Origin of the sequence: Shewanella sp. KCT (assembly GCF_007636505.1) — a bacterium.
Taxonomy (GTDB): domain Bacteria; phylum Pseudomonadota; class Gammaproteobacteria; order Enterobacterales; family Shewanellaceae; genus Shewanella; species Shewanella halotolerans.
The window spans coordinates 42,426-56,974 of sequence record NZ_LVDJ01000013.1 but is presented as its reverse complement, the minus strand read 5'-3'; the positions used below and the strand labels follow the sequence as shown (position 1 = coordinate 56,974).

14 protein-coding genes are annotated in these 14,549 nt (G+C 52.7%); 5 read left to right on the top strand and 9 right to left on the bottom strand.

Going from position 1 to position 14,549, the window contains the following annotated elements; genetic code table 11:
- Positions 1 to 87: 87 nt before the first annotated feature.
- Positions 88 to 369, bottom strand: a complete 282-nt coding sequence (locus AYI87_RS16865) for a Rho-binding antiterminator (RefSeq protein ID WP_144203869.1) — start codon at positions 367 to 369, stop codon at positions 88 to 90.
- 96 nt (positions 370 to 465) lie between these two features.
- Between AYI87_RS16865 and AYI87_RS16860 the strand changes: the two genes are divergently transcribed.
- On the top strand, positions 466 to 1,338 hold the full coding sequence (locus AYI87_RS16860; protein ID WP_260865165.1) for a DUF1223 domain-containing protein: 873 nt from the start codon (positions 466 to 468) through the stop codon (positions 1,336 to 1,338).
- A gap of 67 nt (positions 1,339 to 1,405) precedes the next feature.
- On the opposite strand, the gene AYI87_RS16855 is transcribed toward AYI87_RS16860, so the two are convergent.
- The gene (locus AYI87_RS16855) at positions 1,406 to 1,996 is read right to left on the bottom strand and encodes an outer membrane beta-barrel protein (RefSeq protein WP_144203868.1); all 591 of its coding nucleotides are present in this window, start codon (positions 1,994 to 1,996) and stop codon (positions 1,406 to 1,408) included.
- Between the two features lie 185 nt (positions 1,997 to 2,181).
- Between AYI87_RS16855 and AYI87_RS16850 the strand changes: the two genes are divergently transcribed.
- A complete protein-coding gene (locus AYI87_RS16850; RefSeq protein WP_144203867.1) occupies positions 2,182 to 3,531 on the top strand; it encodes an esterase/lipase family protein in 1,350 nt (449 codons plus the stop codon).
- A gap of 230 nt (positions 3,532 to 3,761) precedes the next feature.
- Here AYI87_RS16850 and AYI87_RS16845 read toward each other — a convergent pair whose 3' ends face one another.
- Together AYI87_RS16845 and AYI87_RS16840 are read right to left on the bottom strand one after the other, a co-directional pair.
- Positions 3,762 to 4,115, bottom strand: coding sequence for a cytochrome c3 family protein (locus AYI87_RS16845; protein WP_144203866.1), 354 nt, complete (start codon positions 4,113 to 4,115; stop codon positions 3,762 to 3,764).
- 9 nt (positions 4,116 to 4,124) lie between these two features.
- On the bottom strand, positions 4,125 to 5,627 hold the full coding sequence (locus AYI87_RS16840; protein ID WP_144203865.1) for a flavocytochrome c: 1,503 nt from the start codon (positions 5,625 to 5,627) through the stop codon (positions 4,125 to 4,127).
- A 188-nt stretch (positions 5,628 to 5,815) separates the two neighbouring features.
- Between AYI87_RS16840 and AYI87_RS16835 the strand changes: the two genes are divergently transcribed.
- Positions 5,816 to 6,589: a TetR/AcrR family transcriptional regulator gene (locus AYI87_RS16835; protein ID WP_144203864.1), complete on the top strand. Its 774-nt coding sequence runs from the start codon at positions 5,816 to 5,818 to the stop codon at positions 6,587 to 6,589.
- Between the two features lie 147 nt (positions 6,590 to 6,736).
- Positions 6,737 to 7,828 carry a branched-chain amino acid aminotransferase gene (locus AYI87_RS16830; protein ID WP_144203863.1) on the top strand — a complete coding sequence of 364 codons (1,092 nt, stop codon included), beginning with the start codon at positions 6,737 to 6,739 and terminating at the stop codon, positions 7,826 to 7,828.
- Positions 7,829 to 7,871: 43 nt separating this feature from the next.
- Here the strand turns inward: AYI87_RS16830 and AYI87_RS16825 are convergent, their stop codons facing one another.
- The 5 genes from AYI87_RS16825 to AYI87_RS16805 all read right to left on the bottom strand — a co-directional run bounded on the left by AYI87_RS16825 (position 7,872) and on the right by AYI87_RS16805 (position 12,895).
- Positions 7,872 to 8,225 (bottom strand): hypothetical protein, encoded by a 354-nt coding sequence (locus AYI87_RS16825; protein ID WP_144203862.1) that lies wholly within the window; start codon positions 8,223 to 8,225, stop codon positions 7,872 to 7,874.
- Between the two features lie 282 nt (positions 8,226 to 8,507).
- Entirely contained in the window at positions 8,508 to 9,197 is a 690-nt protein-coding gene (locus tag AYI87_RS16820) for a GntR family transcriptional regulator (protein ID WP_260865164.1), read from the bottom strand.
- 205 nt (positions 9,198 to 9,402) lie between these two features.
- The gene (locus AYI87_RS16815) at positions 9,403 to 10,350 is read right to left on the bottom strand and encodes an acyltransferase (protein ID WP_144203860.1); all 948 of its coding nucleotides are present in this window, start codon (positions 10,348 to 10,350) and stop codon (positions 9,403 to 9,405) included.
- Between the two features lie 24 nt (positions 10,351 to 10,374).
- The gene (locus AYI87_RS16810) at positions 10,375 to 11,259 is read right to left on the bottom strand and encodes an acyltransferase (RefSeq protein ID WP_144203859.1); all 885 of its coding nucleotides are present in this window, start codon (positions 11,257 to 11,259) and stop codon (positions 10,375 to 10,377) included.
- A 115-nt stretch (positions 11,260 to 11,374) separates the two neighbouring features.
- The gene (locus AYI87_RS16805) at positions 11,375 to 12,895 is read right to left on the bottom strand and encodes a YifB family Mg chelatase-like AAA ATPase (protein ID WP_144203858.1); all 1,521 of its coding nucleotides are present in this window, start codon (positions 12,893 to 12,895) and stop codon (positions 11,375 to 11,377) included.
- Positions 12,896 to 13,224: 329 nt separating this feature from the next.
- On the opposite strand from AYI87_RS16805, the gene AYI87_RS16800 reads away from it, so the two are divergent.
- Positions 13,225 to 14,547 (top strand): hemolysin family protein, encoded by a 1,323-nt coding sequence (locus tag AYI87_RS16800; protein ID WP_144203857.1) that lies wholly within the window; start codon positions 13,225 to 13,227, stop codon positions 14,545 to 14,547.
- The last annotated feature ends 2 nt before the right edge of the window (positions 14,548 to 14,549 follow it).

Sequence of the window (14,549 nt, the reverse complement as noted above, 5' to 3'; positions counted from 1 at the left end):
ATATGGATTAAACATTGTTTATTTCGTCGGCGTGGCGAGCATCCTAGCCCAAAGGGCCTGTAGCCGACCTGTCGGCGAGCTCTGCCGTTAATCTTCTCGTGACTTGTCTGCCGGTGCGATCACCACACGATCGAACGCCGCGCCCTGGGTTAAGGGGGTGATGGCCTGAATATGATCCAGGCGGATCGCCTGCTCGCCCGCCTCGTTTCTCACCGCCAGGTATTCGCTCTTATCCGCTTGGGTGGTGAGTGTGATGGCAGTGGCCCTAACCTCTCCGGCCGAGGTCTCGATAAGCAGCTGATAACCTCTGATGCAGGCCAGCTCCAGGTGGTCGTGAACATGACAGTCTATGATGCGGTAAGGTTGCATAGGATTTCCTTAGGTTGAAGCGTGCGTCCATGAACGTAAATGGCGCGGCGCCGGGTCTATTGAGTAGACCCATATCATCTTGGAGGATAAGCCGCCTTGAGTAAAGTCGCCCTCTTGTTAATGCTGAGCCTGTTGGCTCATTCCACTTTTGCGGCTCAGACACTGACGCAGTTTCATAAGCGCAGTGGTGAGCAGCAACCGCTTGTGATAGAGCTGTTTACCTCCCAAGGCTGTAGCAGCTGTCCGCCCATGGAGCGATGGCTCTCGGGATTTAAACAAGAGACCGGCCTTTGGAACTATTATTTCCCGCTGGCGTTTCATGTGACCTACTGGAACTATCTCGGCTGGAAAGATCCCTTCGCTAAACGCGCCTTCAGTCAACGCCAGTATGATTACCTCAATCATAAGGGCATTTCCCAGGTTTATACCCCGCAGCTGGTGATCAATGGCCGCGAGTGGCGACCAGGAGGGCAGGCGCTGCTGCCCGATGAGTCCGATAAGCGAGCGTTAGTGGGCAGATTAAGCCTGACCATAACGGGGCAAGAGTTCATGGCCAGCTTCGACAGCCGGTTGCCCAGCAATCAAGGGCTCACCCTGCACCTTGCCCTGCTGGGTAGCGGGCTGACGACTCGAGTGGGTAGGGGAGAGAACCGAGGCAAACACCTGGTGGAAGACTTCGTGGTCTTGAGCCACAGGCGTTATTCGGCGTTAGCTAGCCAGCCCCTAAATGACCAGGCCTTGCTTGAACAGGTTTCAGTTGAACAGGGCTCGGCTAAACAGGCTTTGGTTGGACCGGCTTTGGCTGGACAGAATTGGGATAAACAGGCAGTCACCTTTAGCGGGAGCATTGAGCCGCTCGCTAAGGCGGATAATACGCCTAAGCGTTTGGCCTGGGTGGCCTGGATCGAACAAGAGCATATTCCCTTGCAGGCCGTGGGCGATTGGCTGCTGGTCGAGGAAGCTAATTGAATGATAGAAACAGGGAAAAGCGCCCAATAAAAAAGCCCCTTGCGGGGCTTTCTTGTATAGACTCGGCTTAGAAGCGGTAGTCTACAGACAGGTAAACCTGTTGGCTGTCATCCAGTGAGAAAGATGCCTTGTCGCCAGCGTCTGACGCGAAGCCTTTCTCATAGTCTTGCTTCAGGTAACGGTAGCCGATCTCTGTGCTCAGGCTATCGTTGATCTTGTACATGAAACCTGTTTGACCACCCCATACGAAGGTGTTTTTAGATTCCAGCATGTCTGTGTCTGGGCTCGTGTGGTTTACACCAGCTGTCGCACCGATGAACCAGTTGAACTTGTTGTTTGCATCCAGGCCGACCAGGTAGTCGTAAGACATCAAGAAGCTCTGCTGCTTAGCGAAGTCATCTGAGTTGTAAGAGTAAGTACCGTATACGCGGTTGTTGTCATTGAGGTAAACACCGCCACGTAGCTCATAGATCATGTCGCTATCTGAATCTTTGAAGCTGCCCTTGCTGAAGTCTGGATCGACCGCTTCGGTGATCTCTGCCTTGTAGTTGTTCTCTTGTGAACCGATACCGCCACCGATGAACCAATCTGCGGCCATAGTTGGCGCTGACAATGCTGCGGTGATGACTGCGGCTACTGCTAATGTCTTCTTAGTCATAATATGCTCTCTTTTAAAAGGTGGTGTTGTTTTCGTTGAGGGCATAGTAAGTTAGCCTTGCTGAACCAAAACTGAATGAGATCTGCAAGTTAGTTTCTATTTGTCTTGCCGATAGGTGGATTGCTTGTGTGACGAAATGAGCGGGCTACTCCTGTGAGTGCGCCGTTTTATAAAGGAGTGAAACCATGAAATTGGTGTTTGTACATGGATGGAGTGTCACCAGTACCCAGACCTACGGCGAGTTGCCCCAAGCGCTGCTTAAGCTGGCCCCCGAGGCCTTGGCCCTGGATATTCAGCACATCTATTTAGGGCGCTATATCAGCTTCAACGACGCGGTGACGCTTGAAGATCTCAGCATCGCCTTCGAGGCCGCCCGCCGCGCCGAACTGGGGGATGAGCCCTTCTCTGTGATAACGCACTCCACAGGTGGCCCCCTGATGCGCCACTGGCTGTGTCGCTACTTTAAGAATGCCGAGTCGGCGCCGCTGCAACACCTGATCATGCTGGCGCCCGCCAATCATGGTTCGGCATTGGCACAGCTGGGTAAATCCAGGGTGAGCCGACTCAAAGCCTGGTTCGATGGTGTCGAGCCGGGTCAGCGCGTGCTGGACTGGTTGGAGCTGGGCAGCGACGGACAGCACGAACTCAACTTAAGCTGGCAGCAAAAGGATTGGCTAGGTGCCGGCGTTTATCCCTTCGTGCTCACAGGAGAAACCATAGACGGTGCGCTTTACGACTATATGAACAGTTACACCGGCGAGGTAGGCTCAGATGGTGTGGTACGGGTGTGCGCCGCCAACATGAACTTTGTCTACGCTAAGCTGGCGCAGCAAACTGGGATTCAGTGTGAGAGCTTCGATGGTGAGTGTGCTGAGACTCTGGCGCTAACGGAGCTCACCCAGGCCGTTGAGCCTTGCGTCTTAGGGATTGTGCCAAAGGCGAGTCATAGCAATCGCAAGATGGGGATCATGAACTCTGTGACCCAGCGAAATGCCGCCAACAAGCCCATAGTTGCCTACATCCTGGCCTGTCTGGCGGTTGATGACCGTGAGGGCTATCACCGACTCAGAGAGCAGGTGGCAGAGGCATCCGAGGCGAGTCGTAAACCACCCCGTTACTGCATGCTGGTGGTGCGGGTGTTCGATAATCTGGGTCACAGGGTGACCGACTTCGACTGTTATCTGTTGGCGGGTGATGAGTATCACGCCTCGAAGTTACCCCGCGCCATGGTGCTGGATAAGCAGCGCAACAGCGTCAACGGCAACGTGATCACCTTCTATCTGGATGCCAACAAGCTTTCCAAGATACGTGCAGGCAAGCTGGGGCTTAAGCTGATCCCTAGGCCCGCAGAGGGTTTTTGCCATTACAAAAGCGCCGAGTTTCGCTGCGAACCTGAGCAGTTAACCCAGCTGTTTGGCGCCGACCAGACCCTGATGCTGGATATTCAGCTAGAACGTTATATCGCCCCGAATACCTTCAGCTTCGCCAAGATTGGCGAGAAAGAGAGTTTTAAAAAAATATCCCCAGAGGGCTAACAATTTTTATACGAAAAAGCCCTCGATAGGGTCGAGGGCGGGGCCAAAGTTGTCGGTGCAAGTTGATGAGCAATAGTCTGGCCCTAATTGAATTAGGGAATAGCCATGTTATTCATAGTTAAAGCAACATATTTTATTAATACAATTGGGTGTGGTTATGACTAACCGTTATTATCTTAATTGCCCCTTTTATCTGGCTATCTTCATATCTTTTCGCGTTTTATTGCTTATTAGTGTTTGAATTTGGGGTAGTCGAAGTTATGACAGTCCATGCAGATTGCCTGTTTAGGCGTGTGCTCTCCGTGACACTCCATGCAGGGAGCCTCTTGGCCATAGTGCATGCTGTCATGTGGATTCTGTTTGGCGTCATGGCCTTCGCGTTTGGTCTGCTCCGCCAACTCACTCATGTCGTGACACTGTAGGCAGGCCTGATCCGAGGGAAAACGTTTGGCGCCTTGGTCATGACAGGTCTTACAGCCGGAGTCGTAGACCATGTCATGGTAGTCACGCTTGTCTCTCGCATGTGCCGAAAGAGTGAGACAGCTAGTCAATGCCAGCAAAAGTAATAGGTTGATCTTATTCATGTTAATTCCTTATGCTTTCATCATTGAACGCGCAGCGGTTACGCCGAACGCCATGCATTCTGGTGTGGAACAGCCCCCTAAGCGGCTAACGCCGTGAATTCCGCCCGATACTTCACCGGCGGCGTAAAGACCCGGGATCTTCTTACCTGTCTTAGCGGCGATCACCTCGGCCTTGGTGTTGATTTGAATACCGCCCTGACAGTAGTGCACCTTGGGCCATAAGCGCTGCACGATGAACGGAGGAGTGAGGTAGATACCCGTACTCATGTTCATACGTTTGCCAAATTGAGGGTCCTCACCGGCCTTGACGTAGGTATTCCAGTCTTCAATTTGCTTTTTCAGTGGCTTTAGAGGCACTTCGAAATGCTTGGCGATGGCCTCGACGCTGTCGAACTCCCACGCGACCTTGTAGCGCAGTACATTTTCCAGAGAAGGGTCTTTTTGCGCTTCGTGTTTAGGCGCAATCAATAACGCTGGATTTGGTTTGCCATCCTTATCGCGGCGCTGTACCTCAAGATCCGCACGGGTCTTGCGATCGGCCGTTTCGTTCATGAAACGCTGACCGGTAGACCTGTCAATTGCGATAGAGTGAGGGAAGTTGTAGAGAGAGAAGCCGGCGCCATAGCCGAATCCGCCTTCGTCGGGAGAGGCCCAGGGACCAGACTGAATGAAGCTCAAGTGGACAGGCATGGCTCCTTCGGCCAGCATGGCAATCAGGCCATCGCCGGTGGCGCCGCGAGCATTGGTACAGCCAACTTCAGGGCCAAGATTGGGGTCAAGCGCCTGACGGAAGCTGACATTCGCACCAAAGCCTCCCGTTGCGATCAACACGCCTCGCAGGGCGCGAACATTGATCATTTCTCCTGAGTCTTCATGGCCGAAGTGGTAGCCTCTACGCACCTTAATACCGAGTACTTTGCCGTCGGCAGCTGTGATTAGGCCTTCAAATTTATGACGTATCTTGGTTTTTACACCATAGCTGCGCGCCGTTTTAAGCATAGGGCGAATGAACCCGGAACCGCTGCGTTCGACGACCTGATGACTACGGGTGGCGCTGGTTCCACCCGTATTGATGATGTGGTCGCGGTAGATACAACCACAATCCTTGGTGAGCTGGTAGATATAGGGGCCAAGCTCGGCGCTGTGGCGTAACAAGACTTCGCTGGCGTAGCCTCGTCCCGATTTGAGTTGATCTTGTACCATCAGCTCGGCGCTATCTTCGATGCCGAGCTTTTTCTGTAAGTCTGTATTGGCGAAGCAGGCTTGACCGGCGTTTAAGGTGCTGTTACCGCCATATACGCCCAGTTTTTCGAATACCACGACATCTTTAGCACCAAGCTTGCCGGCTTCAACCGCCGCGGCTAAACCTGCAAAGCCTGAGCCCACTATGATAATCTCATGTTCCTCATCCCACTTGATGTCGGATGGGCTGGCATGAGTAGCGAAGGGGACGAGTGCACCAGCGGCAGCTGCTCCCGCACCTAATTTTAAAAACGAACGTCTTGTTTGCATGTATTACCTCCGATTAACTTGAGGTAACAGTAATTTTTGGGCTGTATTCCAATCATGCGCAAAATCACACTTTAATATGGAAAAGAAAGTTTTATGTGATGATGATTAAGAAAATGTTTCTTTTTCTTATGTTAAAGATATAGGAGTCATAAAATAGGCCGTAGATTAATTATTGTGTGGTGAATCATATGCGCTGTCCCAGAGATGATTTTGAGGCGTTAAGGTGTAATCAGTTACTAGATGAAGCTGAAAAGTTAATTGATAATCAAGGTGTTGTTTCGTTCAGATTTGCGCAGATCGCTAAGCAGGCGGGTTGCTCAACGAATACACTTTATAAGTATTTTGAATCAAAAGAAGATGTATTAGTTTGTCTTTTCTTAAGAAATACCACATCAACCAGAATACCTGTGTTTATCGATGAAAATCCTGATTTTGATATTTATCAGCGCGCGGTGCTTCCCTTGTTATTTACCTTTGAAATGGTTCGAAGAAGCTCAATATTTAATATATTAAGGTTGGTTTCGATAAATAGTATGTTTTGGCAGCTCGCAAGTTCAGAAAAAATAGATGTTCTTAGGCATAGAGTGAATCTGTTTTGGAGCTGTATCAGGCAACCTATAGATGCCGCCGTTGCCGCAGGAGAACTGCAGGCGACAGAGGTGGAAGTTAAAGAGTTGGTGCAGTCCCTGTACTTTTTCTTAGCGGGGGCGACATCTTCTTGCGAGAGCAGGTTAATGGATGAGTATTATCTGACACCGGACAATGAGACACAGTATCGTCATATAAGCCATCTGATGAATCGATATCGTTGGAAGCGGCCCATTACTAAAGAGATGATGCAGGAGATGACTCGGCGCATTAGCCTTTTTCTCGATAAGGGGCAGGGAAAGGTTCGTTCCTGTCAGACCTGTCTTGCAGTTGGTAAGTGTCATCACTGTGGCGAGTTAGCATACCAAGAGTAAAGGAAGAAACTCCTGGGGCGTAACACCTTGGCTGTCTAAAAATCTGTACTCTGGGTGGGATGAAGAATTTCGTGCCAGACCGCTTATGGCTTGACTTTAAAGCAGGGCGTCCATAGTCTGCTAGATCAGTATTCAAGGTGGTATGCAATGCAAATAAATTATAATTTAAAACCTGCGTCTGAACGCCGAACACAGCAGTTTAAGCCCGAGACCAATGTTGGCTTTGGCAATCTTAGAACTGACCATATGTTTTTGATGGATTACCGCGATGGGGAGTGGCGGGATCCTAGGGTAGTCCCTTACGGACCATTCGAGATGGCGCCCGGTGCCATGGCACTGCACTATGGTCAGTCCATCTTCGAGGGGGCTAAGGCCTTCATGCATGACGATGGTGAGATCTATACCTTCCGTTTAAACAAGAATGCCGAGCGTCTCAACCTGAGTGGTGAGGTGGTCTGTATTCCTCCTGTTCCCGAGGCGATGCAGCTGGCGGGTATCAATGCCCTGATCGATGTCGACAGGCTGTGGTTTCCGATGCAGGATGGGGCCTGTCTCTATATTCGTCCCTTCGTGTTTGCCACCGAAGACAGACTCTCGGTGAGTCCGAGCCAGCAATATACCTTCTGTGTCATGTTGAGCCCGAGTGGCGCCTATTATGCCGATGGCTTCGATAAGGCGATTCGTCTGCTGATCACCGAGCGATTCCACCGCGCGGTATCGGGTGGCACGGGTGCTTCTAAGGCGGCGGGTAACTATGCTGCCTCGCTCAGAGCGGGTAAGGCCGCAGCGGAATACGGTGCGGCCCAGGTATTGTATCTCGACGCCAACAACAAGCAGATCGAAGAGGTGGGGGCCATGAACCACTTCCACGTGCTTAAAGATGGCACCATCATCATACCTAAATTTACCGATACCATTTTGAAGTCGATTACCTCGCAATCCATCATGGAGCTGGGAGAAGCGCTTGGCTGTGAGGTGCGCCAAGAGACGGTCATGCTGGACAAGTTTATTGCCGATATCGAGTCTGGTGAGATCGTCGAGGCCGGTGGCTTTGGTACCGCCGCCGTGGTGTCGCCCGTGGGCTCCTATATCTTCGAAGACCATAGAGTATTGACGGTCGGTGATGGTCAGGTGGGCGAGCATACCCGCCGCATCTATCAGGTGCTGACGGATATCCAGAAGGGTAAGCGTCAGGGCCCTGAAGGCTGGATGCAAAAGGTTGAGCGCGTTGCGCCCTAACCCTTGAATCTGATATGAAAAAGGCGCCTACCAGGCGCCTTTTTTAATTAAACATCACGGTGGCGGAGACCCGCACCGGCTGGGACGTCTTATTGTCGACCGTGGCGTTAAATCTCTGCTCGCTAAATCTGGCTAGCAGGGCCTCTCTTTGCTCGGGCGAGATAGATAGATCGTCGAGTTCGAGATCCACTAACTGCCCCGATGGGTTGATGCCAAAGCTGATATTGAGTTTCTGTTTTTGTTCGATCAATCCCTGCCAATTCAGGGTGTTGTCTTGGATAACCCAATACTTACTTAGCTGCGCCGGAGTGACCTCTAGATAGTCTCTCTCTGCCTGGGCTGGGAGATTGCTCTGACAGGCCGAGACAAATAGGGGTAAGGTGATTAGCGCAAACAAGCGGAAAAGCGATGACGGTTTGTGTCTAGCGATAAAATGGACTGGATTCACAGCGACTACTCTCTGCCAATGCATATCTATGCATTTAGTTTGGTCATTCAGGCAGGCAAGTATATTAACATTTAATTAAAATTTGTAGTCAAATTTATGACATTTACAATAATTTGGCGTGAAGATTGAGTGATATCTGATTTTAAAGAGAAAAGGCCTTGCCGGAAGGGAGGGGCAAGGCCTTTTCAAGTCGATGCCAACGAGTGTTCGCTGGCATGAACCCGGTTCGCGCTACTCTGCCTGTAGCGCCTTAAGTCGTTTCTCTGTATTGATTCGACCCTGTTCAATATGACGTCGCATCAAGAGGCTGGCCAATTCGCCGTCGCCAGCGGCAATGGCTTCGACAATGCGTCTGTGTTCGGCGATCGCCCTGGTCGGCCGGCTCTCGCTGGTGCATTGATAACGATACATGCGCAGCAGGTGGTAGAGGTTGCCGATTAGCGTTTCCTGCAGGTGGCGACTGCCGCTGGCGCGTATGATGCGGTAGTGGAAATCCACATCACCATCTTGTTGAAAATAGGTGTCACCCTTGGCCAGCGCCGCTTCCTGACTATCCATCAGGCGTTGCAGTTGCATCAGTGCCGTTGGCGTAATATGTTTCGCGGCCAGCTCGCAGGCCATGCCTTCCAACACGCTGCGCAAACGATAGAGGTCGTTGAGTTCATCTATTGACAGCTGCGCGACGCGGGCACCGACATGGGGGATTCTGACGATGAGACGACGACGCTCCAGGGTCAGCAGGGCTTCCCGGGTGGGGCCGCGGCTGATGCCGTAGCGTTGGGCAAGCATCTGCTCGTTGATCTTACTGCCGGGGGCCAACTCTCCCTTGATGATACTGGTCTGGATCGCCTGTAAGGCTTTATCGGCCAGGGTGAGTGCGGGCGTCTCTGTGTCTAATGTGGTTATTGCATCTAACGCCATGGACTTGCTCATTAAGGGATTGGAGAAGTTATGAAATTAGTGCGGGAAGTATAAATTGTCAACAATCTAAGGGTAGAACTTAAGTCTAACGCAAGTTTTTAACCGTTATTTCTGTTGGTTACAGATATTTGGCAGATTTGCTGAGATAATTTTGTTGACAACTCGAGGCATTCGCCGCCTGGGAGGGCGGCGAATGGGGATAAGGTTAGCGACTCTCGGCTAGGGAGCGGGTCTCTTCGCTAACCAGCTGATCTGAGTTGTAGCGAGTCAAGATCTGGTGGATCTGCTCATCTTTCTGCTGCCAGACGCCGTTGAGCCACCGCTGGAACTGGGCACGACACTCGGCGTCGTTGAAATATTGCTGATCGTCCACTTCGGGCACCGGCATAGATTCGATGCGCACCACGATACGTTTCACCTTGCCGTGCATCACCTCGGATAGCGTGTTGTCGGCCGAGTCGGGATAGACCAGGGTGACGTTAAGCAGGCTGGTAAACTGCTCGCCCATGGCCGAGATGGTAAAGGCGATGCCGCCGGCCTTTGGGCGCAGCAGATAGCGGTATGGAGAGCGCTGACGAGCCTTCTTCTCCGGGGTGAAGCGACTACCTTCCACATAGTTGATGATAGAGGTAGGAATGGTCCTAAACTTTTCACAGGAGCGGCGGGTGGTCTCTAAGTCTTTGCCCTTGAGTTTAGGGTTTTTACGCAGCTGCTTGGCGCTGGTGCGATTCATGAAAGGCATGTCCAATGCCCAGCAACCGAGGCCAAGGAAAGGCACATAGAGCAGCTCTTTCTTCAGGAAGAACTTGAGCATAGGGATGTTGTTACGCAGCACATAGGTGAGGGCGGCGATGTCGAACCCGCTGAGATGATTGCTGATCAGCAGGTACCAGCCATCTTTCTTCAGTCCTTCAAGCCCTTCGATATCCCACTCTATCCTAGCGATCAAAAACAGAATGCCGCCATTGAGGCTGGCCCAGCTCCACATGCAGCGATTCATCAAGTGAGTGATCCCGGTGCGCAGCAGTGCGATCGGTAGCAGGAGTTTAATTATGCCGCCAACGCAGATCAAAGTACTCCATAACACAGTGTTGATGATCAACAAGGTCAGGCTAAGCGCAAACAGGAGGGGTCCGGGTAAAAAATTTAGCATCTTTCTAAAGCACCTTATCTGCGGTTATTGCTGCGCCATTTTCGTTAACATGGCGTCCTTTTCTTGCCAGATACGATTGAGTTGTTCCTGAAAACTGATCTTGTAGGCGCGATCATTGAGGTAGTCGCCACGCATCTCGGGAGCGATTTCGCTGACCTTGATGTGGACCCTGACCTGTTTGACCCGGCCGCAGATATAGTCCCAGTAGCTGGGTGTGTTGCCTGGATAATAGATGGTGACATCGACTAGTTTATGGATCTGCTCACCCATTGCCGACAGGGCGAAAGCCATACCACCCGCCTTCGGCTTGAGCAGGTGGTTAAATTCTGAGTTTTGCTTTTGATGTTTCTCGGGTCTAAAGCGGGTGCCCTCGACAAAGTTCATCACACTGACCGGCTTAGTCTTAAACTTGGCGCAGGCCTTACGGGTGATCTCGATATCTTTGCCCCTGAGCTTTGGATTCTTGCGCAGTTGCGCGCTTGAGTATCGGCGCATGAATGGGAAGTCTAGCGCCCACCAGGCGAGGCCCAGCACTGGCACGTAGAGCAGCTCCTGCTTCAGGAAGAATTTCAGGAAAGGGATCTTATGGTTGAAGATACGTTGCAGGACCAAGATATCTACCCAGGATTGGTGGTTGGCGATCACCATGTACCACTCCTTGGGGGAGAGATTGCTGTCGCCTTCAATCTGAACATCCACTCGGTGGAACAGACGTTCGATTAAGGTGTTGACGCTGATCCAGGCGGTCGCGCAGTGATCCAACAGGTAGCTACACAGGGTACGTAGCGGCGTGATAGGGATAAGTTTTATTATACTTACCAATAAGATAGGTATTACCCAAAAAAGGGTGTTGATGACATAACAGCTAAATGCCAAGCTGCCTCTTATTAGTGATAACACCGCGCCCATTAAAGCCCCCATAAAAAATTCGGAGACCTATGTTACTCGCCTGAGCCCATTAGCTCAATCTTATCCTGTTCATCTTGCCAAGATAACCCTGTTTTAGGTAAGGATATAACTGATCTCAGTAAGGCGTTTTCAGGCTATTGAGCAGACGATCCATGGCGCGATAGCCAAGTGCTTGGGCGATGTGGTGGCGTGCAACATCTTTGCTCTGCTCAAGATCGGCTATGGTGCGGGCAACCCTCTGCAGCCTGTGATAGCTGCGCACCGAGAGCCCGAGCTGGTTGACACTCTGCTCGAGAAACTCGAGATCTTTCTGGCTGAAGCCTGCGGTTTGCGTGAGCAGTTTGCCGCTCAGCTCGGCGTTGAGTACTCCGGCGCGGCTCAGCTGGCGCTCCCTGGCCTGATGCACTCGCTGAGCAACATCTCGGCTGGTTTCACCACGCTGACTGCTGGTGAGTGTGCCTTGGGGCAGCCGGGGGACCTCTATGGTGAGATCGAAGCGATCGATGAAGGGCCCCGAGAGTCTGGCGAGATAGCGCTGGATCTGATCCGGGGTGGCTCTGGCGTTGGCACTGTCGCCGCAGGGGCTGGGGTTCATGGCGGCGATCAACTGAAAGCGGCTGGCAAAGGTGAGTTTGGCGGCGGCGCGGGAGATCACCACCTCGCCGGTCTCCATCGGCTCTCGCAGGCAATCGAGCACCTTGCGGGGAAACTCGGCGACCTCGTCGAGGAAGAGCACGCCGCGATGGGCCAGGGAGATCTCGCCAGGCTTGGGATGGCTGCCACCGCCCACCAGTGAGATGGCCGAGCTGGTGTGGTGAGGGCAGCGAAAGGGGCGTTGATAAAAAGCCTGCATGGGAATGCTGAGCCCCGCCACCGAGTGAATGGCGGCGACCTCCAACGCCTCGTCATAGTCCAGTGGCGGCAGCAGCTGCATCATGCGGCTGGCCAGCATCGTCTTACCCGTCCCCGGAGGACCGAGAAACAATAGGTTATGATTGCCTGCGGCGGCGATCTCCAGGGCGCGCTTGGCCTGATATTGGCCGATCACATCGCTGAGGCACTTGTGGTCCGTGTCTGGTTGGGAGTCCAGCCACTGCAGATCTTGGGTCAGGCCTGGCAGTGAAGTCTGACCGTGCAGGTACTGGGCTAAGCCTTGCAGGTGGGCGGCGAAGAAGCACTTTCGATAACCGACCAGTTCGGCGTCGCCTCGATTCTCCAGGGGGAGGACTAAGGTCTTGTCCTGCTTGCGGGCATCTATGATCACCGGCAAGATGCCGTTGCAGGGCCTTATTTGCCCGGAGAGGGCTAGCTCGCCGATGAACTCATGATCCGCTAAATGGGTATCGGGCACTTGCTTGGAGGCGGCCAGTATGCCGATGGCGATGGGGAGATCGTAGCGGCCCCCCTGCTTGGGTAGATCCGCTGGGGCAAGATTGACGGTTATTCTGCGTTGCGGAAATTCAAATCCGGCGTTGATCAGGGCGCTGCGCACTCGCTCCTTGGCTTCCTTGACCGAGGTCTCCGGGAGTCCCACCAAGCTGAAGGCGGGCAAGCCATTGCTGAGATGCACTTCGACCGTGACTTCGGGAGCTGCCACGCCCAAGCTGGCGCGCGTGGTGACGCAGGCGATGGCCATAAACAAATCCTTTTGTTTTTGTTGTTAAACCTGAAAGAAAGTGTAGCAGGGATACGTTTTTTAGGCGTTTTGTACAAAATTTAGTTGCCTATTGGCCAATTTCTGATAAAAGGTGCTCCATATTCTCAGCCGTCTCTTATTGCGGCACTGTTCCCGCCAATTCGGCATCTTGAGGTGGAATCTCAATCACGTCTTATGAAGGTGTAAGTCACTATAATGGTTGGCGTCTTCACACTGCATACATCATTTAGGGTTAATGTCTCTTAGTCCCCATCCCTGGGGAGCGCTTGGCCGATGCTGGCCTGTCTGAGCTTTAGGTTAGGTTTAAAATGAGTCTACTAGATAACATGTTGATTATTTTGTTGTTGATCGGCACCAGTTGTTTTTTCTCCATGTCGGAAATCGCCCTGGCGGCGGCGCGTAAGATCCGCCTGCGTCAGCTGGCCGACGAGGGGGATCCCCGTGCGGAAAGGGTGTTACAGCTGCAGGCTCACCCCGGCAGTTTCTTTACCGTGGTGCAGATAGGGTTGAACGCGGTGGCGATCATGGGGGGTATCGTGGGTGAGTCCGCCTTCACCCCTTATATCAAGGCTGGATTACACTCTTGGGTGGCCGATCCCTGGCTTAGCCAGCTCAGCTTTGTGTTGTCATTCATCATAGTGACCAGCCTGTTTATCTTGATCGCCGACCTGATGCCCAAGCGGGTCGCCATGGCGATGCCTGAGCGGGTGGCGCTGGTGCTTGTCGACCCCATGACCTTCTGTATCCGCCTGTTGACGCCCCTAGTATGGGTATTCAACGGTCTAGCCAATGCCATCTTTCGGCTATTGCAGATCCCCACGGCCCGTAACGACCAAGTGACCTCTGACGACATCTATGCCGTGATGGACGCAGGCGCCGAGGCGGGCGTGCTGGATAAGGATGAGCAGCAGATGATCGAGAACGTGTTCGAGATGCAGACGGTACCTGTCACCGCGGCCATGACGGCGCGGGAGAGCCTGGTCTACTTTCTGCTGCAGGACGATGAGGAGGTGATCAAACGCAAGATCGCCGAAGATCCCCATACCAAGTTTTTGGTGTGCGACGGCCAGCTGGACACCATCAAGGGGGTCGTCGACGCCAAGGAGTTGTTGATTCGGGTGATCAATGGCCAGAGCATCACCCTCAAGGACAGCACCTTAGTACACAACTGTCTGATCATCCCGGATAGCCTGAGCCTGTCGGAATCGATGGAATATTTTAAGAATCACAGGGCCGATTTTGCCGTGGTGATGAACGAATATGCCCTGGTGGTCGGCATAGTGACCACCAACGATCTACAGAGCGCCGTGATGGGCGCCTGGTCACTCCATGAGAGTGAGGAGCAGATCATCGCCCGGGATAAGGATTCCTGGCTGGTGGATGGCGTGACGCCCATAACTGACGTGATGCGTGCCTTCGGTATCGAGGCCTTCCCACAGAGTCAGAACTACGAGACTATCGCGGGTTTCATGATGTTTATGCTGCGTAAGATCCCCAAGCGCACCGATTTCGTGAATTTCGGTGGCTTCAAGTTTGAGGTGGTGGATATCGATGCCTATAAGGTGGACCAGCTGTTGGTGACGCGCATTCCCGCCGAGGTTCCGCCCTTAGTGGCGGCAGTCGAGCAGTAATG